Raw genomic sequence first — 25,708 nt, forward strand, 5'->3', positions numbered from 1 at the left:
CGGACAGGCAAAGGGGGGGGCGAGCGGCGGCCATCAGAGGGAGCGGCCGACGACCTCCTTCATGATCTCGTTCGTCCCGCCATAGATGCGCTGGACCCGCGCGTCGCGCCACAGCCGCGCAATCGGGTATTCGTTCATGTAGCCCGCCCCGCCATGCAGCTGCAGCGCCTTGTCGCAGCATTCCCATTGCAGATCGGTATGCCACAGCTTGGCCGCGCTTGCCTCGTCGGTATAGAGTTCGCCGGCGAGGTGCCGGGTGATCGCCCAGTCGAGATGCGCCCAACCAACCTGCAGCCTGGCCTTGAGATCGGCGAGGACGAACTTGGTATTCTGGAACTCGATCACCGCCTTGCCGAAGGCGGTGCGTTCCTTGACGAAACGGACCGCCTCGTCGAACGCGCGCTGCGCCCCCGCCTGCGCGCTGACGGCGATCGACAGGCGTTCCTGCGGCAGTTCTTCCATCAGATGGATGAAGCCGCGGCCTTCCCCGCCCAGCAAATTGCCCCGCGGCACCCGGCAATCATTGAAGAACAATTCGGACGTATCTGCCGAATGCTGCCCGATCTTGTCGAGATTGCGCCCGCGCTCGAACCCCGGGGTACCGGCGTCGACGAGGATGAGTGAAGTGCCCTTTGCGCCCTGGCTGGGATCGGTCTTGGCGACGACGATCACGCAGTCGGCGTTTTGCCCGTTGGTGATGTAGGTCTTCGATCCGTTGACGACCCATTCGTCCCCTTCAAGGACGGCAGTGGAGCGAATGCCCTGCAGATCGCTCCCGGCGCCAGGCTCGGTCATGGCGATGGCGGTGATGATCTCGCCGCTGACCATGCCGGGCAGGTATTTGCGACGCTGCTCTTCAGTGCCGAGCCGTTCGAAATAATTGACCGTGATGTCGTTCTGCAAGGTGAAGCCGGCCGACGAGCCGAGATAGGCCAGTTCCTCGGTCACCACGCAGTTGAACCCGAAGTCAAGCCCGAGCCCGCCGTATTCCTCGCTGACGGTGGGGCACAGCATCCCCGCTTCGCCCAGCGCCAGCCACGCCTCGCGGCCGACGATGCCTTCTGCCTCGTGCCGGTCGAGATGCGGGGTCATGTGTTCGGCGAACACCCGCCGCACGGTATCCCGGAAAGCGGCGTGAGCGGCATTGTAGGCAGTACGGCGCGAGGTATCGAGCATGTGCGGGTCCTTCTAGGCGAGCAGGCCGGCAAGGCGGCGCTGGCGGATGAGGGCGTCGGCTTCGGTCATGATGCGGTCGTTAAGTGCAGCTGGGCAGGGATGGGTATCGGCCGCTCCGCCGTTCGTCTAGGGCTGCGAGACGGCCTTCAGCGCGTCGAGCATCTGCAATCCGCGCTCCGTCAGCCGCAGGCCGTCCCCCGCCCGCTCGGCATAGCCGAACCGTTCCAGATCGCCGCGCCCCGCTTCCCCCATCACCCGGCCATAGCGACCCGCGTGATAGATCAGCGGTTCGGTCTCGCGGCGATGGAAGTCGATTACCTCGCCAAGGAAGATCGCGTGATCGCCGCCTTCGTATTCGAACCGTGCCCGGCACCCGAACCGCGCCGCGCACCCTTCGATGAGCGGGGCGCCCTCGGGTCCGTCCCGCACCTCGAGCCCGGAAAAGCGATCGATGTCGGGCGAGGCGAAGCGGTCGGACATCTCCTGCTGATCGGCCGCCAGCACGTGCACGGCCCAGCTGTCCGCCACGCGGAAATCAGCCAGCGAACGCGAGCGAAGGGACAGGCTCCACAGCACCATCGGCGGATCGAGGCTGACCGAATTGAAGCTGTTGGCGGTGAGCCCCATCGGCTCGCCTGCCGGATTGCGCACCGTCACGATCGTCACTCCGGTGACGAAACTGCCAAGGGCGCTGCGAAAGGCTGAGGAATCGAACATCGGCCCGTGCGCTACTCCGCCTTGCGCGCGCCAGCAACCGCGCCGCACATCGCGCGTGACGGCACCATCACCGGCAGCGGAAGGGACTTGCGCAGCGCCCTGCATTCGTATTCGGCTTGGGGATCACCGGCGGCGGCCGCAAGCTGGCGGAAACAAGACCAGACGGGAGTGGGACGACGATGCAAGTGGCACCAGAGGTAGCGAGCAGCACCGATCCCCATCCGCTGGCTGCCGACGCCCCGGCGGTCGACGCGCCGGGCCTCCAATACTTCGTCTTCGCGCTGTTCTTCATCTTCGGCGGGATCACCTCGCTCAACGATGTCATCCTGCCGAAGCTGAAGGAGCTGTTCACGCTCAACTACACGCAGGCGATGCTGGTGCAGTTCTGCTTCTTCACCGCCTATCTGATCATCGGCATCCCGGGCGCGCAACTGGTCAAGCGGATCGGCTACATGCGCGGTGCGGTCGTCGGGCTTCTGACGATGATGGCAGGATGCCTGCTGTTCATTCCCGCCAGCCAGACGGCGACCTATGGCCTGTTCCTGTTCGCGCTGTTCGTGCTCGCGAGCGGGGTCGTGGTGGTGCAGGTGGTGACCAATCCGCTGATCAGCTTGCTCGGCCCGCAGAAGACGGTGCATAGCCGGCTGACCTTTGCCCAGGCGTTCAACAGCCTCGGCACTACGGTCTTTCCGCTGGTGGGCGCAACGCTGATCCTCGGCAGCCTTGCCACCGTCACCGCTGCGGAGCTTTCCGGTCCGGCGCTCGATGCCTATCGCTCGGCCGAAAGTGCCGCCATCGTAAGGACCTACCTCGGCCTTGCCGTTGCGCTCGCAATCATCGCGGCGGTCGTGTGGAGCTTCCGCGACCGGCTGAAGGGCGAGCGGCACGAACAATCCTCGTTCACCGGCGGCTTTCAACTGCTGGGCCGCCCCAGGTTCGGGTGGGGGGCATTGTGCATCTTTCTCTACGTCGGAGCGGAGGTGGCGATCGGCTCGCTGATCGTCAATTACCTCATGCAGGACAGCGTCATGGCGCTGCCCGAACAAAGCGCAGGGCAGATGATCGCCTATTACTGGGGCGGGGCGCTGGTCGGGCGGCTGATCGGCTCGGCGCTGCTGCGCCTCGTCAGTCCAGGGTTGATCCTTGCCGGGGTGGCGGCAGGCGCGATCACGCTGCTGCTGATATCGACCAACAGCACCGGCGAGGTCGCCGGGTACAGCCTGCTGGCGATCGGGCTGATGAACTCGATCATGTTCCCGACCATCTTCAGCCTCGCCTGCGAGAAACTCGGGCCACGGGCGGCGGACGGATCAGGCATCATCAACATCGCGATCTTCGGCGGGGCGGTGATCCCGCTCTTGACCGGGATGCTTGCCGATGCGAGCGGCAGCCTGCGCACCGCGCTGATCCTGCCGGCGCTGTGCTATGCCGTCATCCTCGCCTATGGCTTCTATGCCCGCCGGCCCGCCGCCTGATCATCCTTCCCACTCGTAGTTACCGGAATTCCAGCCCCATGACCGATGCCGACCTGGCCGCCCACCTTGCCAAGGTGGCGGGCGACATTCTCCTGACTGTGCGCGGGAGCGCGATGTTCGATGGCAAGGCACTGGGCAAGGCGGGCGATGAAACGGCCAACCAGTTCCTGGTCCATGCCCTGCGCCATCAGCGCCCTGATGACGGCCTGCTGAGCGAGGAGAGCAAGGATACGAGCGAGCGATTGGCGAAGGAGCGGGTCTGGATCGTCGATCCGGTGGACGGCACCCGCGAATATGGCGAGGCGCGCACCGACTGGGCGGTCCATGTCGCCCTGTGCATCGGCGGCCGGCCCGAAATCGGCGCGGTGGCGCTGCCGGGCCTCGGCGCGGTACTACGCACCGATGCGCCAGCCCCCCTGCTCCCGGCGGCAGGCAAGCCGCGCATGGTCGTCAGCCGCACCCGCCCTGCGGCAGAGGCGGTTTCGGTGGCAGAGGCGATTGGTGCCGAACTGGTCGGCATGGGCAGCGCCGGGGCCAAGGCGATGGCGGTGGTCCGCGGAGAGGCGGAAATCTACCTTCACACCGGCGGGCAGTACGAATGGGATAGCGCCGCCCCTGCCGCAGTCGCGCTTGCTCATGGGCTTCATGCCAGCCGGATCGATGGCAGCCCGCTGATCTACAATCAGGCTGACGTCTACATGCCTGACCTGCTGATCTGCCGCCCCGAATTGGCCGATCGCGTGCTGGCCGAAGTCGCGGCGCTGTCCTAACCCGCCAGTGCCAGCAACTGCCGGGCCCGGGAGAGGTGCGGCCGGTCGAGCATTCCGCCCTTCCAGCCCAACGTGCCGGCCCCCGGATTGGCGTCGAACAGGGCGACGATCTCGCGCGCTTCGGCCAGTTCCTCCTCGCTCGGGGTGAAGGCGGCGTTGATCACCGGCACCTGCGCCGGGTGGATTGCCAGCATCCCGCGATAGCCCTGGCGCCGTACCTGCCGGGCGCGCTTCTCCAGCCCTTCGAGATCGCGGAAATCTGCCTGGATTGTCTCGATCGGCGCGACCTCGGCACTGACCGCGCCCAGCAGGCACAGGCTGCGCGCCAATTCAAAGGTGTGGGTATAGGCGCCGCTGTCGTCGGTGTTGGCCTGCGCGCCGAGACTGTCGGCGAGATCTTCCGCCCCCCATGTCATCGCCGCCAGCCGCGGCGCCCCGGCGTAACTACCGGTGGTGAACATCGCAGCCGCGGTTTCGGTCACCAGAGGGATGACAGGGGTGGTGCCCGGCGCCCCGCCGTTCGCCACTTCGAGCGCGCTCAGATAGGCGTCGAGCCGCTCTACATCCTCGCGCCCGCGCGCCTTGGGCAGCATGATTCCGCCCGGCGCCCCCGGCATGATCGCGGCGAGATCGGCCAGCGCCTGATCGCCGTCGAGCGGGTTGATCCGCACCCACAGCCGCGCCCTTGCGGCGGCGTCCTGCGCGCCCAGGAAGCCGGCGATCTGCTGCCGGGCAGCGGGCTTGTTTTCGGCCGTCACCGCGTCCTCGAGGTCGAGCAGGACGATATCCGCCTCGCTTTCGGCGGCCTTGGTCATCTTGCGTTCGCTGTCGCCCGGCGCGAACAGCCACGAACGCATCGGCGGCAGGGATCGTTCGGTGTCGGCTGGCATGGCAATGGTCCCCAGGGTGCAGGAATGAATGCCGCGGACTGCGCAGGAATGGCAGCAGCGTCAAGATCGCGCTCTTGACTCGGGCGGCGTGACAGGCGGAAACGCAATCGACAGTGCCGCGGTTCAGCCCGGCCAGAAGGAGAGACGAGCGATGGCAACCAGCCCGGCGCGCGAAGCCGAGAACGAGACCGATGCGTTCCGCGAGGAGGTCCGCCAGTTCCTCGCCGATCATTTCGCCCCCGAGCTCAAGGGCCGGGGCAACGCCCTGTCGAGTGTAGAGGAGCCGGCGGAAGAAACCCCGGCCATGCGCCAGTGGCGCGAGGCGATGGGCGCACGCGGCTGGGGCACGCCGACCTGGCCGAAGGAATACGGCGGCGGCGGGCTCACCCGCGAACAGGCCCGCATCCTCAACGAAGAGATGGCCCGCGCCGGGGCCTGGAACCCGATCGGCGGCATGGGGGTGATGATGTTCGGCCCCACCCTGCTCGAATACGGCAGCGAGGAGCAGAAGCGCGAGCATATTCCGCCGATCGTGCGCGGCGAGGTGCGCTGGTGCCAGGGCTACAGCGAACCCAACGCAGGCTCCGACCTCGCCAATCTCCAGACCTTTGCCGAGGACAAGGGCGATCATTATCTCGTCAACGGGCAGAAGACCTGGACCAGCGGCGGGCAATGGGCGGACAAGTGCTTTGCCATCGTCCGCACCGACAAGAGCGACAAGCACCGCGGCATCAGCTTTCTTCTGATCGACATGGACGCCCCCGGGGTCGAGGTTCGCCCGATCAAGATGATCAGCGGGATGAGCCCGTTCTGCGAGACCTTCTTCACCGACGTGAAGGTGCCCAAGGGCAATCTCGTGGGCGAGGAAGGCCAGGGCTGGACCATCGGCAAGCGCCTGTTGCAGCACGAGCGCACCAACCTTTCGGGCGGCGGCAGCATGGCCCGGCTGATGGGCGAACGGCTGAGCGATATCGCCAAAGGCTACCTCGAAACCGATGCCGAGGGCCGGATCGCGGATGCCGTGATGCGCCACCGGATTGCCGATTTCGAACTGCGCTGGGCCGCCTTTCTCCTAACCGCGCGGCGGGCGGTCGAGGAGAGCAAGGCGCAGGGCGGGGTATCGGAAATCAGTTCGGTCCTGAAAAAGCTCGGCACCAAACTCGGGCAGGAGCGGGCGGAACTGCTGATCGACATCAAGGGATCGCAAGCCCTTGGCTGGGAAGGCGAAGGCTTCAGCGAAAGCGAGCTCGATGCGACCCGCGCGTGGCTCTTCGGCAAGGCGACCACGATCTACGGCGGCTCGACCGAGATCCAGAACAACATCATCGCCAAGCGCGTGCTCGGCATGCTCGACCATCAATAGGGGCGCGTGATCACATGGCGTTGCTGAACGAAGAACAGGAAATGTTGCGCAACATGGCGCGCGACTGGGCGATCAACGAAAGCCCGGTGTCCGCGTGGCGCAAGGTCCGCGCCAGCGGTGACCCGCGCGCCTATGACGGGGCCGCCTATGCCACGATGGCGCAAATGGGCTGGACCGGAATCGTCATTCCTGAAGAGCATGGCGGATCGGACTTCGGCTGGCTGTCCGCCGGGCTGGTGGTGGAGGAACTGGGCAAGACGCTGACCGCAAGCCCGCTTGTGGCAAGCACGGTGGCCGCCTCCGCAATCATGCTGGGCGGCACCGATGCCCAGAAGGCGCGGTGGCTCCCCCGCCTCGCCAGCGGAGAGGCGACAGGCGCTTTCGCCATCGACGAGGGGCCACGGCACGATCCCGCCGGCATTACGGCGCGTGCCGAGGGCGGCCGGCTGACTGGCACCAAGCACTTCGTCCACGAGGCGCATGGCGCATCCCTGTTCGTCGTCGCGGCGACAGACGGTTTGTATCTGGTGGAACCGGGCGAGGGCGTTTCGCTTTCCGCCCGCACCCTCGTGGACGAGCGCAGCCATGCCGAGATGCAGTTTGCCAACGCCCCGGCCGAGAAGCTCGAAGCCGGCGGGGCGGACCTGCTCGATCAGGTGCTCGACCGGGCGCGGGTGCTGATCGCCGCCGAGATGCTGGGCATGGCGCAGCAGGTCTTCGATATGACGCTCGCCTACCTCAAGCAGCGGGTTCAGTTCAATCAGGTGCTGGCGACCTTTCAGGCGCTGCAGCACCGGATGGCCGACCTGTACGGCGACCTGACGATGATGCGATCGGCGGTCGAAGGCGGGCTGGTCGCGCTCGATGCCGGGGCCGGCATTCCCGCCGCTGCCACCCTGGCCAAGGCGGAGGCCAACCGCGTGTTGCGACTGATCACCAACGAGGGCATCCAGCTCCACGGCGGGATCGGGATGACCGATGAATACGACGTCGGCTTCTATCTCAAGCGTGCCCGGGTGCTCGAGCAAAGCTACGGCAGCCGCGCCTTTCTGACCGAGCGCCACGCGGCCTTGCACCGCTACTGAAACCCCCAACCGGTCTGCGCGGCCAGAGGTCGCGGGGCCGCTTTCCGATCGGAAGCCACCGATGACGACGCCTGCCCGCCTTCTTGCCCCGCTTCTTGCCTCTATGGCACTGATTGCCATGCCGGCCGCCGCCCAGGATAATGCGGAAGCGGCCGAGCAGGCCGCCGGCGGGGGCGGCATTTTCGCCTCCGGCACCGGGACGGCCACCGAGGGCATCGGTCGTGGCGCCCGGCCGGTAGGCGCGCAGTGGAGCCGCAGTCCCGTGATCGCCCCACACGCCATGGCGGCGACCGCGCATCCCCTGGCGACGCAGATCGCGCTCGACGTGATGCAGGCGGGCGGCAGCGCGGTCGATGCCGCGATTGCCGCAAATGCGGCGCTGGGCCTGATGGAGCCGACCGGGAACGGCATCGGCGGCGATCTGTTCGCCATCATCTACGATCCCCGGACCAGCACGCTGCAAGGCATCAACGGATCGGGCCGTTCGCCGCGTGGGCAGACGCTGGCGCAGCTCAAGGAAAAGCTTCGGCCCGGCGCCACTGCCCTTCCTGCCATGGGCCCCCTCCCCGTGACCGTACCGGGCACGGTCGACGCCTGGTTCGCCATGCACGCGCGTTACGGCACGCTGCCGATGGCGCAGATCCTCGCCCCCACCATCCGCTATGCCCGCGAAGGACATCCCGTCGCGCCGGTGGTGGCGATGTATATGCAGCGCGCCCTGCGCAATTACGAACGGGTCGCGGCGGCGGGGGAGCTCGATTTCGGCAATGCCCGTGCGACCTATTTCGCCGGCGGTGCCCCGCAGGCGGGCGCGATCTTCCGCAACCCCGACCTTGCGGACACCCTGGAACGGATCGGGCAAAACGGGCGCGACGAATTCTACAGGGGCGAAACCGCCCGCACCATGGTCGATTACCTGCGCCGTCAGGGCAGCCGCTTCGCGCTGGAGGACTTCGCCAGCCACACCAGCGAATGGGTCGATGTGGCCTGCGTGGAGTATCGCAAGGGCTATGACCTGTGCGAACTGCCGCCCAACTCGCAAGGGTTCGCAGCGCTTCAGATGGTCAACATTCTCAAGAACGTCGACCTGTCGAGATGGGATCGCGGATCGCCCGAGGTGATCCACTACATCACCGAAGCCAAGCGGCTGGCGTTCGAGGATGTTGCGCGCTTCTATGCCGATCCTGCCTTCACCGCCGCTCCCGAAGAATTGCTGAGCGAGGAATACGGCAAGCAGCGCTTTGCCCTCATCGACCCGGCCCGGGCCACGCCGGCCTTCGCGCCGGGCGCGCTCAAGGCGCTCAAGCTGGAGGGGCCGGGGGACACGACCTATCTGACGGTCGCCGACCGGAACGGCATGATGGTGAGCCTCATCCAGTCGAACTATCGCGGCATGGGCGGCGGGCTGGTGCCCGACGGGCTGGGCTTCATGCTGCAGGATCGGGGCGAGCTGTTCAGTCTCGATCCGGCCCACCCCAACGCCTACGCACCGGGCAAGCGGCCCTTTCACACCATCATCCCGGCCTTCGTGCGCAAGGATGGCAAGCCGGTGATGAGCTTCGGCTTGATGGGCGGCGGAATGCAGCCTCAGGGCCATGTCCAGGTGCTGATCAACCTTGTCGACTACGGCATGAATTTGCAGGAAGCCGGGGATGCCGCGCGGCTGATGCACGATGGCGGACGTCAGCCCACCGACGCATTCGCGGGGTCGCCTGCGGATACCGCTGCCATCGACGATCTTGGCACGCTGTTCGTCGAACCGGGCATTCCGGCCGCCACGGTCGAAAAGCTGCGCGCCATGGGCCACAAGGTCGAGGTCGAGAACACCGGCATTCCCTTCGGCGGGTATCAGGCGATCGCCCGCGATCCGGTCACCGGGGTTTATGTCGGCGCGACCGAGATGCGCAAGGACGGGCAAGCCAGCGGGTATTGACGGCCGGGGGCCGGTTTCCGGTCAATGTCGTATGACGCTGCCAAACTATCCCAAGGCGGCTGTTCGCGAGAAAGACTGCATGACTGTGATCGCCGAACTGACACCCGCTTTCGCCGTGGCGCCGCAGATCGTCCCTTCGGACATGGCGCGACTGGCTGAGGCCGGGTTCACCACAATTGTCTGCAATCGTCCCGATGGCGAAGAGGCGGGCCAGCCGGATGCCGCCGCCATGCGGCGGGCCGCCGAAGACGCGGGCCTGTCCTTCCATCACATCCCGGTGCAGGGGGGCATGTTCTCGCCCTCCGCGATGACGGCCCTCGTTGCGGCGCATGATCCGGCCGGGGGGCGCAGCCTTGCCTATTGCCGCAGCGGAACCCGCTCTGCTGCATTGTATGTCCTCGCCAATCCGGAAGGACTCACGGCGGATGAGCGGATCGCGGCGGCTGGCCGCGCCGGATACGATCTGGAAAGCCTTCGCGGATACCTCGCAGATTGACATGAGATAGCGGCCGGTCGGGCTCTCGTTGCTCGACAGCCGACGACCGCTCCCGACATTCGCGATGAAAGACGCAACATCGCTTGCAGTGCTTTCATTGGCGCAATGATGAGCGACAGCGTAAGACGGCGCCATGTTCGACCAGTTCGATGCCCTGCTGCTCGCCCGCATCCAGTTCGCCTTCACGGTCAGCTTCCATTTCATCTTTCCGGCCTTTTCGATCGGCCTCGCCAGCTACCTCGCGGTGCTGGAGGGGTTGTGGCTGAAGACCGGCAAGCAGCTCTACCTCGACCTGTTCAAATACTGGCTCAAGATCTTCGCCATCGCCTTTGCTATGGGCGTCGTCAGCGGGATCGTGATGAGCTATCAGTTCGGCACCAACTGGTCGGTCTTTTCCGATCGCGCCGGGCCGGTCATCGGGCCGCTCATGGCCTACGAAGTGCTGACCGCCTTCTTCCTCGAGGCCGGCTTTCTCGGGGTCATGCTGTTCGGCATGAACCGGGTGGGCAAGAAGCTGCACTTCGCGGCCACGCTGATGGTGGCGCTGGGCACGTTCGTTTCGGCGTTCTGGATTCTGTCGGTCAACAGCTGGATGCAGACCCCGGTCGGTTACGAGATCGGTGCCAACGGCCAGTTCCTGCCGGGGGACAGCTGGTGGGACATCGTCTTCAATCCCAGTTTCCCCTACCGCCTCGTCCACACCGTAGTCGCGGCCTACCTCACCACGGCGTTCGTCGTCGGCGGGGTCGGGGCGTGGCATCTGCTGCGCGACCGGGCGAGCCCCCATGCACGCAAGATGTTCTCGATGGCGATGTGGATGGCGGCGCTGGTCGCCCCGGTGCAGATCTTTGCCGGCGACATGCATGGACTCAACACGCTCGAGCATCAGCCGCAGAAGGTCATGGCGATGGAGGGCCATTACCAAAGCCATCCCGACGGCGCCCCGCTGATCCTGTTCGGTATTCCCGACAGCGAGGAAAAGCGGGTGAAATACGCGATCGAGATTCCCAAGGCCTCGTCGCTCATCCTCAAGCACGACCCAAATGCCCCGCTCGCCGGGCTCGACACCATTCCCGACGACGAGGAACCGCCGGTGGGGATCGTCTTCTGGTCGTTCCGGATCATGGTGGGGATCGGCTTCGCCATGCTCGGCATCGGCCTGTGGAGCCTGATCGCCCGGGCGCGCGGGAAGCTCTACGACTGGTCCCTGCTTCACCGCGCGGCCTTGATCATGGGGCCGAGCGGGTTCGTCGCCGTCATCGCCGGCTGGATCACGACCGAAGTCGGCCGGCAGCCCTATGTGATCTACAACCTGCTGCGCACCGCCGATGCGGTCAGCCCGCTCGACGCGCCGGCCGTGGGGGCCTCGCTGCTGGCCTTTGTCGTCGTCTACTTCGCGGTGTTCGGGGTCGGCACGTGGTACATCCTGCGGCTGATGAGCCATGAACCGCATACCGGCGAGAGCGGTGTGAAGCGCGGCGACAGCGGGCCGATCCGCACCGCCGGGATCACGCCGGGGCCAACGCAGAACCCCGGCGATCCCAGCCCGCTGCCTGCCGACCACGAGGAGGCGACCGATGGGCGTTGATTTCGACCTGACCGTCATCTGGGCCTTCATCATCGCCTTCGCGGTCTTCGCCTATGTCGTGATGGACGGGTTCGATCTCGGCATCGGCATTCTCTTCCCCACCTTCGAAGTCGGGGCAGAGCGCGACCGGGCGATGAACTCCATCGCTCCGGTGTGGGACGGGAACGAAACCTGGCTGGTGCTGGGCGGCGGAGGGCTGCTGGCGGCCTTTCCGCTGGCCTATGCCGTGGTCCTGCCGGCGACCTATCCGCTGATCATCGCCATGCTGCTGGGCCTCGTCTTCCGCGGTGTGGCGTTCGAGTATCGCTGGCGCGACCCGGCCCATCGCGGCTTCTGGGACGCGGCGTTTACCGGGGGCTCCCTGGTCGCGGCGATGGCGCAGGGCATGACGCTGGGCGCGCTGTTGCAGGGTATCGATGTGGTCGGCCGCGCCTATGCCGGCAGCTGGTTCGACTGGCTGACGCCCTATACGCTCCTGACGGGTCTCGGCACGGTGGCGGGTTATGCCCTGCTGGGTGCGACATGGCTGGTATGGAAGCTCGAGGGCGACAGCCAGCACCACGCCCGCAAGCTCGCCAAGCGCGCCGCCTGGGCGACCTTCGTGCTGATGGGCGCGGTCAGCCTCTACAACCTGCTGCTCAATCCCGAATATGCCGAGCGCTGGCTTTCGGCCCCGGAAATCTACTATGCCGCGCCCGTCCCGATCCTTACCGGACTGGTCGCCCTCGCGCTGATCCGCGCCTTGTCAGTCGAACGACACAGCAAGCCCTTCTGGCTCAGCCTGCTGCTGTTCCTGCTGGGCATGGCGGGGCTGGGGGTGACCATGTGGCCCTATGTGGTGCCGCCGGGCCTCACCATCTGGGAGGCAGCCGCGCCGGAAAGGAGCCAGGTGTTCATGCTGATCGGTGTCGCCATCACCCTGCCCCTGATCCTGGGCTATACCGCATGGGCCTATTGGGTGTTCCGCGGCAAGGTCGGCGACGAGGGCTATCATTGATGCGCGAGGGCGAGCCCGATACCCCCTTGTGGCAGCGTCTGGGCTGGATGATCGCGATATGGGCTGCCAGCATCCTCGTTCTCGGGACGATCGCATTCGTACTGCGCCTGTGGTTGAAAAACTGAACGGAGACCACGACCGGGTCTGGCGCCCGGCGCTGGCCGGGCACGAGCCGCGGTGGATTGTCTGCCCGGTGCCCGTCCCTATCTAGGCGCGTGACAATCCCTTTGCCGCGCGCTCGGCACACTCATGAAAGGACAAGGAATGAGCCTTCACATCGGCGATACTGCCCCCGATTTCACCGTCGCCACGCAGCGGGGCGAGATCAGCCTGCACGATTGGGCGGGTGACAGCTGGGTCTTCTTCTTCAGCCACCCGGCGGACTTCACCCCCGTTTGCACGACCGAAATGGGCCGCACGTCGCAGCTCGCCGGCGAATTCGAGAAGCGCAACGTCAAGCCGCTGGGCCTGTCGACCGATACCGCAGAAGAACATTCCCGCTGGATCGAGGACATCAACGATACGCAAGGCACCGATCTGCAATTCCCGATCATCGCCGACAAGGATCTGCGGATTGCCAAGCTTTACGACATGATCCACCCGGAACAAAGCGAGACGGCAGCGGTCCGGTCGGTGTTCATCATCGATCCGACTAAGAAGATCCGCCTGATCCTCACCTATCCGATGAGCGTGGGGCGCAATTTCGACGAAATCCTGCGGGTGATCGATGCGCTCCAGTATGGCGACAAGCATGGCGTTGCGACGCCGGCTGACTGGACCCGCGGCAAGGACGCAATCATCCCGCCATCCGTTTCCGACGACGATGCGAAGGCCAGGTTCCCGCAGGGCTTCAATACAATCCGCCCCTACCTGCGGACGGTCAAGATCGACTGATCAACGCCTCGCATGATGCTGGCGGCGGGGTGGACCAGACCCCGCCCCGCCGCCGGCCCGGCGCAGCGTTGACAGGCTGTTCGCCGTGCGCAATCCTCACCCGGTCATCGACCTGTGAGGGAGCGCACATATGCGTTCGATACTGCTTCACGTTCGTAACGATCGCTGCCTCGAAGCCGCCCGGCTTGCAGCTTTCGGACTTGCCCGCGCACTAGACGGGCACGTCACCTGCCTGCAGGCGGTCCCGCTCGATGTCGCCTATGGCGAGTTCGACATGGGGTTGCCGGCGCAGATCATCCCGAGCCTGCGCCAGAACGCCGACGATCTGCGCGACAGTCTCAGCCGGGCATGGGCGCAAGATGATACGCCGCGCGATTGGGCAATCGAATATTCCTGGCCCCACACCGCAATCCCGCGTCTGGCTTCGTTGCATGATGTGGTGGTGATGGGTGCCTGTGCCGACGATCGCAGCGAAGGCACCTATTCCTCGCTTGCCGCGGATCTTGCGATCGGCATGCGGACCCCGCTCCTGCTGGTGCCCGCGACCGCGCAGGGGTTCGATGTTACCGCCCCCGTCGTGATCGCCTGGAACGGATCGAGCGAGGCGGCCAACGCCCTGCGCGCGGCTCTGCCTCTGCTGCGCCGGGCGAAGGACGTCGTCCTGCTGACAATCGAGGAGGCCGGCGATGCCCCGCTTCTCGCCGCCGAGGATGCGCAAGCCTACCTCGCGCGACACGAGATACCCGTTCGGCCGGCGAACGAGCCGGCAGGAGAGGAAGGCGTTGCCGCCACCATCGCCGCGTTTGCCTGCGCTGAGGGCGCCGGGTGCATCGTCATGGGGGCCTATGGCCGGTCGCGGCTGCGCGAATTCATTCTTGGCGGGGTCAGCCGTTCGTTGCTGGGTGCGCCGCCCGTTCCGCTGCTTCTCGCGCACTGAACCCGGCTGGGCCTAGCCCGCCCCGATCGCCTGCCGGGCCCAGGCGATGATCGCGCTTTCCGGCAGGGCGCCTGCCCGCCGGGCGATCTCGCGGCCGCCGTGAAAGGCCGCGATCGTCGGGATCGACTGAATGCGATGCGCCGCCCCCGCCTCGCCCTGCGCCTCGGTGTCGAGCTTGACGCACAAGGCATGGGGCACGAGCTTCGCCGCGGCCGCCGCATAGGCCGGCGCCATCGAACGGCAGGGGGCGCACCATGGGGCCCAGAAATCCACCACTATCGGCAGCGTGGTGCGGGCGATCATCTTCGCGAGCACGGCAGAGGTCACATCATGCGGATGGGGCGTGAACAGCTGGCGCTTGCACGATCCGCAATGAGGCGTCTCGGCGAGCCGTTCGGCAGGGACGCGGTTGGTGGCCGCGCAGTGCGGGCAGACGATCATCTCGGCAGTCATCGTGGCCGATCCTTCCATGCGGGGTGACAGGCAACCATGTCTAACGGAACAGGCCCCGCCCGCAAGCCGTGCCTAATCGGCCAGCAGGATGGAGATGCGCCGATTGCGCGGGTCGGCGGGATCGCCCCCGATCAGGGGTTCGGTCTCGGCGACGCCCTCGATCCGCCGGAACCGCGCCGCGGCCACCCCTTCGCTAAGCAGCGCCTGGCGTGTCGCCTCGGCCCGCCCGGCGGACAGCGACCAGTTGTTGACCCGCGCTCCGGGGCGATAGGGAAGCGCATCGGTGTGGCCACGCACCGCCAGCCGCCCCCGATCCTGCGCGATTCTGGCTCCGATCAGGCCGAGCAGCGCGCGGGCTTCGTCGGTAAGGATCGTCGTCCCCAAAGCGAACATCGAGAAGTCCGCATCGTCGACCAGATCGATCTGTACCCCGTCGCTGGTTTCGACCATCCGGACCTGCCGCATCAGCCGCTGGAGGCGCCGGTCCGCCGCCATGCGCTGCTCCACCAGCTGGCGAATGCGGGCGATCTTCGCCGCCCCTTCGCGCAGAGCCAGCAAAGCGTGCTGTCGCTGCTGCGCTGATCACGCGCGCCGCTCGGGCATGTCAGCGCCCGTCGCCTCAATCGGCGGCGGGCGTTGCCTTTTCGAGCGTGCGATTATCGTCCCATTCTGGAACGAACGCGCCCCTGCGCAGTTTCGTGAATTGGCCCATCATCGTTGGTTAACATTGATTGGTTCCGGCGAGGCGTTGCCGGTTCGCCGCTTTGTAATGCAGACTTGCAGGGGACCGTTATTGCATATCGTTTCGATCGCGCTCGGGGGCTGTTTACGGGGTGAACCCGTTCGGTACGGCATAACCGAAGATACCGGCGGCCATATTACCTATATCTTGGGCGAAATGCAGGCGCTGGCCCGCCGCGCCGACGTGACCTGCGCCGAAATCATCACCCGCCTGTTCGATGCACCGCAATTGGGCGAGATCCATGCGCAGGCCGAAGAGTGGCTCGGGCCCAAGCTCGTCATCCGCCGGATCGATAGCGGGGACCGCCGCTATCTGGCGAAGGAAGCTCTTATCGCGGACCGCAAGGCGTTCATCGCGGCGGTGATCGCCGAACTGCGGCGCCGTCCCCGCCTGCCCGACCTCATCCATGCACACTTCGCCGATGCCGCCGACGTAGCGCGCGAGATCGAGCGGGTACTGGGCATTCCCTTCGTCTATACGGCCCATTCGCTCGGTCACGACAAGCGCGCGACATTGCCCAGCCCGGGCCCGCAGATGGAGCGCCGCCTGGCCGAGGAAGACCGCGCGATCGCTTCGGCACGCGCGGTCATCGGGTCATCGCGCGATGAATGCGAACGCCAGCTGATGGCCTATCCCTCGGCCCGGATCGGGCGGATCCACCGGCTTGTGCCCGGAATGGACCGCCCCCGTGCGGGAATCGGCATGGCTGCGGCGGTCGACGCCATCACCCCCTTCGTGCGCGAGCCCCTGCGCCCGGCGATCCTCGCCATCGCCCGGCCCGTCCGCAAGAAGAACCTCGTCCGCCTGGTCGAGGCATTCGCGACTACTCCGGCACTGCGCGAACGGTGCAACCTCGTCATCCTTGCAGGACAGCGTGAGGCCCTGTCATCCGGCGAGCCCGAGCAGCACGAGGTGCTGTCGTCACTGGCCGATGCGATCGACCGGCACGAGCTTTACGGCAAGGTCGCCTATCCGAAGACCCATTCGCGCGAACTGGTGGAATCGATGTATGCGCTGGCCGCGCGGACCGGCGGCGTGTTCGTCAATCCGGCGCTGATCGAACCCTACGGCCTTACGCTGGTCGAGGCGGCGGCCCACGGGGTGCCGGTGGTCGCCACCCGGGTCGGCGGACCGCCCGACATCCTTGCCGAACTGGAGCATGGCCTGCTGGTCGATCCGCTCGATCTCGCCGACATTGGCGGCGCTATCCAGACCCTGATCGAAGACAAGCGCCAGTGGCAGAAATGCGCTGCGAACGGCCTGCGGGGAAGCACCGGCATGAGTTGGGATGCCTATGCCGACGGTTTCATGCGGATCGCGCATGAAGTGCTGGGCGAGAATGCGTGCCAGCGTCCGGCCCCGTTGCAGCTGGTGGTCAGCGATCTCGACAACACGCTCACCGGATGTGACCGCGGGGCGCGGCGGATCGCCGATTTCTTCCGCCGCCGCGAGGGCTTCGGGTTCGTCGTCGCGACGGGCCGTTCGATCGTCGAGGCGCGCCGTCTGGTGCGTGACTGGCGCCTGCCCGATCCGATTGCCTGGATCACTTCGGTCGGTACGGAGATCTACCTTCCCGGGCCTGACGGGCTCAACCTCGACAAGGCATTTGCCGCGCGCATTTTGCACGGATGGGATCCGGCCGCGGTCGATAGCGCGCTCAACGGGATGGCGGGGCTCGCGCCCCAGCCGGTGTACGAACAGCGCCCCTACAAGCGCAGCTATTATGCCGCCGGCGCGCATATCGCCCGGCAGGTGGAGGAACGGCTGGCCGAGGAAGGTATCGCCGGGCGAGTGGTGTTCAGCCACGAACGCCTGCTCGACGTATTGCCGCCGCGCGCGGGCAAGGCGGCGGCGATGGCGCATGTCGCCGATCATTTCGGCATCCCGGGCGACAGTGTCTTCGCCATCGGTGACAGCGGCAACGACGCCGATATGCTCAGCGCCTGCCAGAACGCCATTCTGGTCGGCAATCATGCCGAAGAGGTCGCCGCGCTGGCGCAGCGCAGCAACGTCTATCTCGCCCGGCGCTCACATGCCGCCGGCGCTCTCGAAGGGGTGCTGGTGCATCACCGCGCCCAGCTGGCCCGGCGACGCCGCGGCGCGAGGTCGGTCCAGTGAACGACAATCGTCCGCTAGGCTATTTTGTCCACCATCAGGGGCGCGGCCATGCCGAACGGGCCGCAGCCATTGCCAATGCCGTCGCGCCTTATCGACCAGTGACGCTGTTCTCGGCGCGCGAGGACATCTTCCCCCCGCTCGCCACCAACGTCACGGTCGTTGCGATCCCCTCGCTGTTCGAGCCGACTGGTCGCGAGGCTCCGGCGATGGCGGCCCTGCCCGCCCCGCGGACGGTGCACTGCGCGCCACTCGGCTGGCCGACCATCACCGCCGCTTTCGCCCGCATAGCGCAGTGGTTCGCCGAAGAGCGACCGGCCCTGTTCGTGACCGATGTCTCGGCCGAACTGGGGCAGTTGGCGCGCCTGTGCTCGGTTCCGCACGTCGCGGTGATGCAGCACGGGGTGCGCAGCGATCCGGGGCACATGGCCGCCTACGAAAGCACTGTCGGCCTGCTGGCGCCCTATGCCGCGGCGCTCGAGCAGGATGATCGGGGCGAGGCGCTGCGCGCCAAGACCCACTACGCCTCCGGCATCGGGGTGGATTGCGGCATCATTCCCGACAAGGCGGAGGCGCGCCGGGCGCTTGACATCGACCCGCACGACGATCTCGTGCTGGTGATCGCCGGCGGCGGCGGGGACGGCACGCCCAGCGCGCCCCTCACCCTGGGCGCCCGGGCCGAGCCTCACAGCCGCTGGATCACCATCGGCACCATCCGTAGCGAATGGCACGAAACCCCGCCCGGCAATCTCGATCATCGCGGTTGGGTCCACAACCCGCATATGTGGATCGCAGCGGCGGACCGGGTGGTATCATCCTGCGGCAACACCACCGTGCATATGGTGATGGCGGCGGGCAAGCCGTGGGTCGTCATCCCGGAATGGCGTTATTTCGACGAACAGGTGCACAAGGCTCTGGTCTTGGAGCGCGAAGGTCTTGCCGCGGTATCGATGCACTGGCCTTCGCATCCGGCCGCGTGGGACGAACTGTGGCAGCGCGCGTCCGCGATCGACGTCCAGCATCAGCGCCGCTTGATCGATCCCGATTGCGCCGAAGGCACCGCCCGCTGGCTCGAACAGCTGATCGCCCGCCTGTGGCACGATGCAAGCCGCGCGCCCCATCTCGAGGCGGTGGCGTGAGCGTTTCGGTCTGCACGCTGGCGCATGGCCGCGCCGATCATCTGCGCAACCTCGTCCTCGGCCTCGCGATGAGCGAACTGCCGCCGTCCGAGCTGGTGATCGGGGTGATGCAGCAGGAACCCTATGCCTTGCCAGATCCCGGTTTCCCGGTGCGCCAGATCATGCTGGGCAATGCCGGCATCTGCCTGGCCCGGGCGCGCAATGCGGCGGCGTTCGCGGCACAGGGGACGTTGCTGGTATTCCTCGATGTCGATTGCATTCCCGCCCCCGGGCTCATCGCGGATTACGCCGCCGCCCACGCGATATGCCCCGGCGTGCTGATGGGAGAAGTCGGCTATTTGCCCAAGGGGGCGACCGACGACGGGATTGACTTTGCCGCCTTCGAGCAAATCTGCGTCAAGCATAGCGAAAGGGCCGGCCCGCCCCCCGGCCAGACCGGGCTGTGCCGCGATTACCGCTGCTTCTGGTCGCTGAACTTCGCCCTTACGGCAGAGGTTTTCGCCGCGGTCGGCGGGTTCGACGAACGCTATATCGGCTATGGCGGCGAGGATACCGATTTCGGGCGAATGATCGCGGCGCACGGTATCCCGCTGTCATGGGTGCGCGGGGCCAAGGCCTATCATCAGTATCACAAGCATCACATGCCGCCGGTCCACCATCTCGACAGCGTGCTGGCCAATGCGGCGCAATTCGCCGCGAAGTGGGGCGAGCCGACGATGCAACACTGGCTGCGCGCCTTCCGCTTGATGGGCCTGATCGAGCCCGACGGGCGGGGCGGCTGGTTAAAGCTGCGCGAACCGGGCGAACGTGAACTGGCGCTGACACGCCAGCAGGAAGATCAACCCTTTGCCAGCAGCGCGCTGGTGCTGGCGCAGCTCGAAGGAGAAGCGGGCATGGCGCCCGCCTCCCCCCGCGCACCGGCGATGACTGCGGCGTAGCACGCCTCGTAACCGCGGATCATCGCCTCGCTCGACAGTTGGGCGACGGCGCGGCGGCGGCATGCGTCGCGATCAGTCAGTGCTGCACGATCCATCGCGCCCGCCAGCGCTTCGATATCCCCGCCGGGCACCAGAATGCCGCACTCGCCGACGACCTCCTGCAAGGCACCGCGGTCGAACCCCACAACCGGGGTGCCGCAGGCAAGCGCCTCGGCCGCGACCAGACCGAACGGTTCGTCCCACATCGGAGTGACGAGCGCGCCGCGCGCTGTCCGCACCTCGTCGCGCAAGACCCCGGCCGGGGCGTGCCCACGATAGCTGATTTTGTCACCAAGATGAGGTGCGACCTCACGGGCGAAATAGGTCTCGTCCTCGACCGGGCCGAACATCCGCAGCTCCGCCCCTGCCTCGCGCGCGGCGCGAACGGCGTGCGCCACGCCCTTGTTGGGCACGATCCGTCCGATCCAGGTGAAGTGCTCGCCCGTCCCGTCCCCGCCGGGTGACCAGAAGGCGGTATCGACCCCGTTACGGACGATATGCATCTGCGGCCCGCCCCTCTGCGACCAGGAAAGCTGCTGCTGGTGCGAGACGATGGTGAAGGCGATACCGGGCCGCCCGGCATTGTCGCAGACCGCATCCAGCAGGTTCTCGAATGGCGGGACGTGATGCGAGGTGACGCAGGGCCGTGCCTCGTCGGCACACCAGCCGATGATGTCGGGAAACAGGGAATTGTTGTGAACCACGTCATACCCGCCCCGGCGAACTTCCGCGAGCGCGCGTTCGAACGCCTCGCGTTGATAGGCGGCAAGCTCGGGCGTGCCGCGCCAGACCTTCCACGGCAGCACCTCGTCGTAGGGCGCATCGCAGATCGGAAACAGGCCAGGATCACGAGACCCCGCGGCGGCGAACAGCGTCACCTCGTGGCCGGCAGCGCGCAGCGCCTTGCACAGCATGGCGCAATGCGCCTCCATCCCGCCGCTGAAGGGTTCGGCAATCGCGTGCCGGATATGCGCGAGGACGGCGATCCTCACCGGCGAAGCAGACGCCGCAGAGGCATGATATGGCAATGCTGGTGCCCGCATGGGGCGCGAAGTGCTAACATGGGACGATATTGGCCGACGGCGCTTGCGCTGTCGATGGGAGATGGCAAACAGCATTATGGACCCGACCGACGACTTCGTTCGCTTTCCACTGACCGGGCGCTTCCTTGCGGGTCGCCTGCGGCACGACATGAGCGAAGCGGAAAAGCAGAAGCTGGAATCGCTGGTGACCGAAACCCGCACGCTGATCGATGGCGAATTGCTGGTCAGGCGGGGCGACCCTTGCGTCAACACCACGATGTTGATCGACGGGTTCATGCTGCGCACGCTCGAAAATTCCGAGCGCCGTCATGCAGTCAGCTTCCATGTGCCGGGGGACTTCGTCGATCTCCACTCGTTCCCGCTCGGGCGGCTGGATCACAACATCGAGTGCGTCGGCGCTGCGCGGGTCGGGTTCGTGCCGCATGCGCTGATACAGGAAATCGTCAACGAGCATCCGCATCTCGCGCGGCTGTTCTGGTTTTCGACCCTCCTCGATGCCGCCATGCATCGCGAATGGATCATGACGCTGGGTCAGTTGCCGGTGCCCAAGCGCATCGCCCACGTCTTCGCCGAAATCTGGGCGCGGCTGGACATGGTCGGCCGCGCCTTTGTCGACGGTTTCCAGACGCCGCTGCGCCAGATCGACATCGCCGATATGTGCGGTGCGACCCCGGTCCACGTCAACCGCGCCCTGATGCAACTGCGCAAGGACGGAATCGCCGATTTTCGGCGGGGCGAGGTGCGGGTGGCAAACCGGGCCGTGCTGGAAAGCTTTGCCGAGTTCGACCCGACCTACCTCTACGGTTCCCATGCCGAGGCACCGGTAACCTTGAGGCAAGCCACCCGTTGACGGGCGCGCGTTTCGTATTCGTCGCCGGTCTTCACCGCAGCGGCACCAGCCTGCTTGCGCGTCTTATCGCCAGGCATCCCGACGTCAGCGGCATCGCTGACGCGCCCGTGCCCGAAAACGAAGGCTGTTACCTTCAGGGCGCGATCCCGCATACCGCTCTTGATGGACGTCCCGGCCATTTCGCGACCGATCCGGCCCAGCACATGGACGAAGGTTCGGCGTACAACAGGCTCGAGATCCGCAACCGGATGCTTGCCGACTGGTCGCCCTGGTTCGATCCGGCAAAGCCCTGGTGGCTGGAGAAATCGCCGGTCAACCTCATACGGACGCGGCTGTACCAGCAGCTTTTCCCGCTGGCTCAGTTCGTCATCATCCTGAGGCACCCGCAGGTGATGGCCGCAGCGCTGGGCAAGTGGGTCGACGATCCCCCCGAACGGCTGACCCGCTACGGGCTTGATGCTTACGAAATCCTGCGCGGCGATCTGCCTTATCTGCACAGCGCGCTGGTGCTGCGCTACGAGGATCTGGTGCGCCAGCCCGAGCAGTATCGCCGGGCCCTGTTCGCCTTCCTCCAGCTGCCCGATGCGCCCGCAAACGATAGGCTGCGCGATGGCAATACAGATTATGCGATCGAGCCGGCGGTGGACGGAGCCTCTGCGCGGCAACTGACGGATTGGGGTTATCTGCCCGGGGGGGCGACCACCACCTTCACGCCCGTGTGCCGCCACCCGCTGGGGAGTGTCCGCAAAGCCGTGCTCGAAGCATTGGATTGAGCTTTCGATGGCTGCGCAAGCACCCGCGGCAAAAAGAACAGAAAGCTAACATCCGTCAATAGACCGGAAGCCGTCAACTGGATTAACCGGCAAAGAATGGACGTGAGGGCGGACATAACGAGTTCAGTTTCGTATCCGCTGACCGGGAATTTTCTCGCCGGAAGGTTGCGCGAAAACCTGACCCGCGACGATCTGTCCTACATCGAAGACCTGATCGAAGCTGTAGAAGAGCATGAGGACGGGCATCGCCTGCTCGCGCGCAGCCGGAAAACCGATCGCAGTACGATCCTGGTCGAAGGCTACATCCTGCGCACGATCGAGGTGGCGGACAAACGCTATATCACCGGCGTTCACGTGCCGGGGGATTTCGTCGATCTGCACGGCTTCGCCCTCAAGCGGCTCGATCACAATATCGATGCGGCGGGGCCGGTCACGGTCGGCTGTGTCAGCCATCGGACCTTGCAGAAAGTGATGCACGAGCGGCCGGGCATTGCGCGCGCCATGTGGTTCGCGACGCTGCTTGATTCGGCGATCCACCGCAAATGGATCCAGACCCTCGAACAGCTCGATGCGCCGCAGCGGATCGCGCATCTCTATGCTGAATTGCATGCCCGTCTGGATCTGATCGGCCGCACCGTGACGCGCGCTCTGCGCACGCCGTTCACGCAGTTCGACCTTGCCGATATGTGCGGCGTCAGCGCCATCCATGCCAATCGCGCTGTCGGAAAGCTGCGCGAACTCGGCATTGCCGAAATCCGCCGCGGGGATCTGTACACCAACGACTGGTCTGCGCTGAAACGCTTCGCCAGGTTCGATCCCGATTACCTGTACGGCCCCGGGCCGCTGAAGGTTAAGGAAGACTGGGACTAGGTCAGGGCGAGGTGACTTCGTAGTCGATCGGCTTGAAGGTGCCCCCATTGGACGCATAGGCCGAACATGCCGTCAGCCCGACGATCAGGTCCATTTGCACCTTCAGCCTGATCCGGTCGCCCTCCTTGCTCAGCGGCGGCTTGACGGCGAGGACGCCGCTTGGCCCGTCGACCGGCACATTCATGAAGACATTGAATGCCGTCGGGATGTCGTCAGGCGCGACGCCGTACGGCTCAAGCGCATGCGCAAGGTTGCCGAAACACCCACGATGAACCGGCTTGTCGGGGTAGAAATGGCGGAACGTGTCGACCGAACACGGGGTCAGAAGAAAATCATGCGAGCCGACCGTATCCTCGATGATTTTCAGCATCGGCCGCGACCGGTTGGACCACAGCATGTTTCCCTCGCCCAGCCGGATCGTCTCCTCGTAGTCGAACGTCCGACCGTTCGATACCACTTCGCGCACGTCTTCGGCATTATAGGCGACAAGATCGGACACTTGCCCACCTTGGGGGTCGATCACGGTCAGCACGGCACCGGCGGGGAGCCGGAAGGCAACGCCGCTGCGTGGGTCTATCCGGGTCACGAGGGATCCTGCCGCGGATCCTTGAACGGGCAGCTCCATGTCTCGTCGACGACTCGGCCGCTGTACTGGCGAGCCTCGCTCGTCTCGCCATGGCGGGAAAGCATCGGGTTCCAGCTGCCTGCCAGAGCGCGATCGCGCTCGAGAATGGCTTGTCGCATGCGCTCGTAGCGGCCGGCGTCGCGCAAGGCCTCGAACTGGTTGTGAAGATTGAACACCATTGTCGGTTTGGGAAAACGACGCGCGGGGCGGGAGGCGTTGGGATGCAGGCCAACGACGAAATAGGCCTCGCCGCCAAAGCTGAGCGAAAAATGGGGATCGTCCGGATCGGGACTGACTCGAGGATCGTAAGGCTGCCCCAGCCAATTATCCTTGTCGGCAAAGGATTGCAGCCTTTCCCACAATAACCGCTCGAACTGGGCCTCTGTCAGATCGCCCGGATGCGTGAAGACGACCGCCAAGCTCCGCAGCCCCTCCGGGTCGTCGCGGTAGCGGGCGGACCAGTCGATCAGCCGATCGTGGATCCGCAGGTCGTCCCAGTTGCTGCGCATGTCGAAGGCAATCAGTAGGTCGAGCGTGCCCCGTGCCTGCGCCGACTTCGCACCGACACAGGGGAATTCCGGCTGCGCGATCTTCGCTCGGAAACCGCTCTCGATCTCCGCCGCGACATCATCCGCCACGGCAAGCATACCGGGCTTCATGTACTTTGCCCCCTACGGTTGCACAGAGGTTGAAGAAAGCGGATCATCGGCAAGCAGTCCCTATCGTGTCTTCGAGCGGAGGAATCGTCGCTCCTACCGGCGTTTCGAACAAGTCTGCTCGAGAGACGAGTGACCCGGCAAATCGGTCCGTAAGCTGACATGGGTTAGGGTAGCGCACGCCGCCCTGTGCTGGCGCGACGCGTCGAGCGTGGCCGACGGTAAGGGGCCAGCCTTGCATGGGATAGCTGGTGGATGGTTGCGGGGGTTGGATTTGAACCAACGACCTTCAGGTTATGAGCCTGACGAGCTACCGGACTGCTCCACCCCGCGGCACCAGATGCCGGCCTGTCACCGGCGGACGCTCCTGCGCCCCGGAACGACAAGAGCGCACTAAGCTTCCCTAGCGTTCCCGCGACCACGCCAAGCGAGGCACGGACGCGACCGGATACGAGACCCGGCAAAGAAAAAGCCGCCGCTCGGGACTTCCCGGCAGCGGCCTTGACCTGTGAATGGGTTTCCATGCCCGCCGGCTGTAATGCCTGGCGACGACCTACTCTTCCAGTGCTTAGGCACTAGTACCATCGGCGCTGTCCGGTTTCACGTCCGAGTTCGAGATGGGATCGGGTGGGTCACAGACGCTAAGGTCACCAAGCAATAGAGCTGGCGGACATGGGTTAAATCGATGCACTTTGATCGGGCGTTATCCGGCTCGAGAGCTTCCTCCGTCGCGGACAGCCCGCAGGACTGTCGTTGATGGTGGGATTCAACAAGCGCGAAAAGAACTATTAGGACCGGTTAGCTTCACACATTACTGCGCTTCCACACCCGGCCTATCAACGTCATGGTCTATGACGGTTCGAAGATACCTAATCTCAAGGGAGGCTTCCCGCTTAGATGCTTTCAGCGGTTATCCCGTCCGTGCATAGCTACCCTGCGGCACCCTTGGCAGGATGACAGGTACACCAGAGGCACGTTCACCCCGGTCCTCTCGTACTAGGGGCAACTCCTTTCAAGTATCGACGCCCACGGCAGATAGGGACCAAACTGTCTCGCGACGTTCTGAACCCAGCTCACGTACCACTTTAATTGGCGAACAGCCAAACCCTTGGGACCTGCTCCAGCCCCAGGATGTGATGAGCCG

General features: G+C 65.7%; 25 protein-coding genes, 1 tRNA gene and 2 rRNA genes. 17 read left to right on the forward strand and 11 right to left on the reverse strand.

What is annotated here, in order from left to right; translation table 11 throughout:
* Positions 1–33: 33 nt before the first annotated feature.
* Together ACHFFA_RS09465 and ACHFFA_RS09470 are read right to left on the reverse strand one after the other, a co-directional pair.
* Positions 34–1,176: an acyl-CoA dehydrogenase family protein gene (locus ACHFFA_RS09465; RefSeq protein WP_394270605.1), complete on the reverse strand. Its 1,143-nt coding sequence runs from the start codon at positions 1,174–1,176 to the stop codon at positions 34–36.
* A 126-nt stretch (positions 1,177–1,302) separates the two neighbouring features.
* Entirely contained in the window at positions 1,303–1,893 is a 591-nt protein-coding gene (locus tag ACHFFA_RS09470) for a flavin reductase family protein (RefSeq protein WP_394270606.1), read from the reverse strand.
* Between the two features lie 179 nt (positions 1,894–2,072).
* Between ACHFFA_RS09470 and ACHFFA_RS09475 the strand changes: the two genes are divergently transcribed.
* Together ACHFFA_RS09475 and ACHFFA_RS09480 are read left to right on the forward strand one after the other, a co-directional pair.
* Positions 2,073–3,368, forward strand: a complete 1,296-nt coding sequence (locus ACHFFA_RS09475) for a sugar MFS transporter (protein WP_394270607.1) — start codon at positions 2,073–2,075, stop codon at positions 3,366–3,368.
* Positions 3,369–3,406: 38 nt separating this feature from the next.
* The gene (locus ACHFFA_RS09480; protein WP_394270608.1) at positions 3,407–4,138 is read left to right on the forward strand and encodes a 3'(2'),5'-bisphosphate nucleotidase CysQ; all 732 of its coding nucleotides are present in this window, start codon (positions 3,407–3,409) and stop codon (positions 4,136–4,138) included.
* On the opposite strand, the gene ACHFFA_RS09485 is transcribed toward ACHFFA_RS09480, so the two are convergent.
* Positions 4,135–5,028 carry an HpcH/HpaI aldolase/citrate lyase family protein gene (locus ACHFFA_RS09485; protein WP_394270609.1) on the reverse strand — a complete coding sequence of 298 codons (894 nt, stop codon included), beginning with the start codon at positions 5,026–5,028 and terminating at the stop codon, positions 4,135–4,137. The genes ACHFFA_RS09480 and ACHFFA_RS09485 overlap by 4 nt on opposite strands.
* Before the next feature lie 151 nt (positions 5,029–5,179).
* Between ACHFFA_RS09485 and ACHFFA_RS09490 the strand changes: the two genes are divergently transcribed.
* The 9 genes from ACHFFA_RS09490 (at position 5,180) to ACHFFA_RS09530 (ending at position 14,321) form a co-directional block, all read left to right on the forward strand.
* Positions 5,180–6,391, forward strand: a complete 1,212-nt coding sequence (locus ACHFFA_RS09490; protein ID WP_394270610.1) for an acyl-CoA dehydrogenase family protein — start codon at positions 5,180–5,182, stop codon at positions 6,389–6,391.
* A gap of 14 nt (positions 6,392–6,405) precedes the next feature.
* Positions 6,406–7,476 (forward strand): acyl-CoA dehydrogenase family protein, encoded by a 1,071-nt coding sequence (locus tag ACHFFA_RS09495; RefSeq protein ID WP_394270611.1) that lies wholly within the window; start codon positions 6,406–6,408, stop codon positions 7,474–7,476.
* Between the two features lie 103 nt (positions 7,477–7,579).
* Entirely contained in the window at positions 7,580–9,409 is a 1,830-nt protein-coding gene (locus ACHFFA_RS09500; protein WP_394270612.1) for a gamma-glutamyltransferase family protein, read from the forward strand.
* A gap of 31 nt (positions 9,410–9,440) precedes the next feature.
* Entirely contained in the window at positions 9,441–9,905 is a 465-nt protein-coding gene (locus ACHFFA_RS09505) for a TIGR01244 family sulfur transferase (protein WP_394270613.1), read from the forward strand.
* A 133-nt stretch (positions 9,906–10,038) separates the two neighbouring features.
* Positions 10,039–11,493 carry a cytochrome ubiquinol oxidase subunit I gene (locus ACHFFA_RS09510; RefSeq protein WP_394270614.1) on the forward strand — a complete coding sequence of 485 codons (1,455 nt, stop codon included), beginning with the start codon at positions 10,039–10,041 and terminating at the stop codon, positions 11,491–11,493.
* The gene (gene cydB / locus ACHFFA_RS09515; RefSeq protein ID WP_394270615.1) at positions 11,483–12,490 is read left to right on the forward strand and encodes a cytochrome d ubiquinol oxidase subunit II; all 1,008 of its coding nucleotides are present in this window, start codon (positions 11,483–11,485) and stop codon (positions 12,488–12,490) included. Before ACHFFA_RS09510 ends, cydB begins: the two co-directional genes overlap by 11 nt.
* A complete protein-coding gene (locus tag ACHFFA_RS09520; RefSeq protein ID WP_394270616.1) occupies positions 12,490–12,615 on the forward strand; it encodes a DUF2474 domain-containing protein in 126 nt (41 codons plus the stop codon). Before cydB ends, ACHFFA_RS09520 begins: the two co-directional genes overlap by 1 nt.
* 139 nt (positions 12,616–12,754) lie before the next feature.
* On the forward strand, positions 12,755–13,384 hold the full coding sequence (locus ACHFFA_RS09525) for a peroxiredoxin (protein WP_394270617.1): 630 nt from the start codon (positions 12,755–12,757) through the stop codon (positions 13,382–13,384).
* 130 nt (positions 13,385–13,514) lie between these two features.
* Positions 13,515–14,321: a universal stress protein gene (locus ACHFFA_RS09530; RefSeq protein ID WP_394270618.1), complete on the forward strand. Its 807-nt coding sequence runs from the start codon at positions 13,515–13,517 to the stop codon at positions 14,319–14,321.
* A 12-nt stretch (positions 14,322–14,333) separates the two neighbouring features.
* On the opposite strand, the gene trxC is transcribed toward ACHFFA_RS09530, so the two are convergent.
* Positions 14,334–14,774 carry a thioredoxin TrxC gene (trxC, locus tag ACHFFA_RS09535; protein ID WP_394270619.1) on the reverse strand — a complete coding sequence of 147 codons (441 nt, stop codon included), beginning with the start codon at positions 14,772–14,774 and terminating at the stop codon, positions 14,334–14,336.
* Positions 14,775–14,846: 72 nt separating this feature from the next.
* Positions 14,847–15,332 carry a flagellar motor protein MotB gene (locus ACHFFA_RS09540; protein WP_394270620.1) on the reverse strand — a complete coding sequence of 162 codons (486 nt, stop codon included), beginning with the start codon at positions 15,330–15,332 and terminating at the stop codon, positions 14,847–14,849.
* A 211-nt stretch (positions 15,333–15,543) separates the two neighbouring features.
* Here ACHFFA_RS09540 and ACHFFA_RS09545 point away from each other — a divergent pair, with 211 nt between their 5' ends.
* The 3 genes from ACHFFA_RS09545 to ACHFFA_RS09555 are packed head-to-tail and all read left to right on the forward strand — an operon-like array spanning position 15,544 to position 19,708.
* Positions 15,544–17,634 (forward strand): HAD-IIB family hydrolase, encoded by a 2,091-nt coding sequence (locus ACHFFA_RS09545; protein ID WP_394270621.1) that lies wholly within the window; start codon positions 15,544–15,546, stop codon positions 17,632–17,634.
* Positions 17,631–18,770, forward strand: a complete 1,140-nt coding sequence (locus tag ACHFFA_RS09550) for a hypothetical protein (protein ID WP_394270622.1) — start codon at positions 17,631–17,633, stop codon at positions 18,768–18,770. The genes ACHFFA_RS09545 and ACHFFA_RS09550 overlap by 4 nt, the downstream gene beginning before the upstream one ends.
* Complete coding sequence (locus ACHFFA_RS09555; RefSeq protein ID WP_394270623.1) at positions 18,767–19,708, forward strand: glycosyltransferase family 2 protein; 942 nt, start codon at positions 18,767–18,769, stop codon at positions 19,706–19,708. The genes ACHFFA_RS09550 and ACHFFA_RS09555 overlap by 4 nt, the downstream gene beginning before the upstream one ends.
* Here the strand turns inward: ACHFFA_RS09555 and ACHFFA_RS09560 are convergent.
* Positions 19,609–20,739: a glycosyltransferase gene (locus tag ACHFFA_RS09560; RefSeq protein ID WP_394270624.1), complete on the reverse strand. Its 1,131-nt coding sequence runs from the start codon at positions 20,737–20,739 to the stop codon at positions 19,609–19,611. The genes ACHFFA_RS09555 and ACHFFA_RS09560 overlap by 100 nt on opposite strands.
* Positions 20,740–20,851: 112 nt before the next feature.
* Between ACHFFA_RS09560 and ACHFFA_RS09565 the strand changes: the two genes are divergently transcribed.
* The 3 genes from ACHFFA_RS09565 to ACHFFA_RS09575 all read left to right on the forward strand — a co-directional run bounded on the left by ACHFFA_RS09565 (position 20,852) and on the right by ACHFFA_RS09575 (position 23,283).
* Positions 20,852–21,640 (forward strand): Crp/Fnr family transcriptional regulator, encoded by a 789-nt coding sequence (locus ACHFFA_RS09565; RefSeq protein WP_394270625.1) that lies wholly within the window; start codon positions 20,852–20,854, stop codon positions 21,638–21,640.
* Positions 21,637–22,413, forward strand: coding sequence for a sulfotransferase family protein (locus ACHFFA_RS09570; protein ID WP_394270626.1), 777 nt, complete (start codon positions 21,637–21,639; stop codon positions 22,411–22,413). Before ACHFFA_RS09565 ends, ACHFFA_RS09570 begins: the two co-directional genes overlap by 4 nt.
* 102 nt (positions 22,414–22,515) lie before the next feature.
* The gene (locus ACHFFA_RS09575; protein WP_394270627.1) at positions 22,516–23,283 is read left to right on the forward strand and encodes a Crp/Fnr family transcriptional regulator; all 768 of its coding nucleotides are present in this window, start codon (positions 22,516–22,518) and stop codon (positions 23,281–23,283) included.
* A 1-nt stretch (position 23,284) separates the two neighbouring features.
* Here the strand turns inward: ACHFFA_RS09575 and ACHFFA_RS09580 are convergent, their stop codons facing one another.
* The 5 genes from ACHFFA_RS09580 to ACHFFA_RS09600 all read right to left on the reverse strand — a co-directional run.
* On the reverse strand, positions 23,285–23,908 hold the full coding sequence (locus tag ACHFFA_RS09580; protein ID WP_394270628.1) for a DUF1989 domain-containing protein: 624 nt from the start codon (positions 23,906–23,908) through the stop codon (positions 23,285–23,287).
* A complete protein-coding gene (gene gntA, locus ACHFFA_RS09585; protein WP_394270629.1) occupies positions 23,866–24,567 on the reverse strand; it encodes a guanitoxin biosynthesis heme-dependent pre-guanitoxin N-hydroxylase GntA in 702 nt (233 codons plus the stop codon). The genes ACHFFA_RS09580 and gntA overlap by 43 nt, the downstream gene beginning before the upstream one ends.
* A 253-nt stretch (positions 24,568–24,820) precedes the next feature.
* Positions 24,821–24,897, reverse strand: a tRNA-Met gene (locus ACHFFA_RS09590).
* A gap of 207 nt (positions 24,898–25,104) precedes the next feature.
* A 5S ribosomal RNA gene (gene rrf / locus ACHFFA_RS09595) occupies positions 25,105–25,219 on the reverse strand.
* Between the two features lie 114 nt (positions 25,220–25,333).
* Positions 25,334–25,708, reverse strand: a 23S ribosomal RNA gene (locus tag ACHFFA_RS09600); the annotation flags it as partial.

The sequence above is a fragment of the Qipengyuania sp. genome (genome assembly GCF_043423005.1).
GTDB lineage: Bacteria > Pseudomonadota > Alphaproteobacteria > Sphingomonadales > Sphingomonadaceae > Qipengyuania.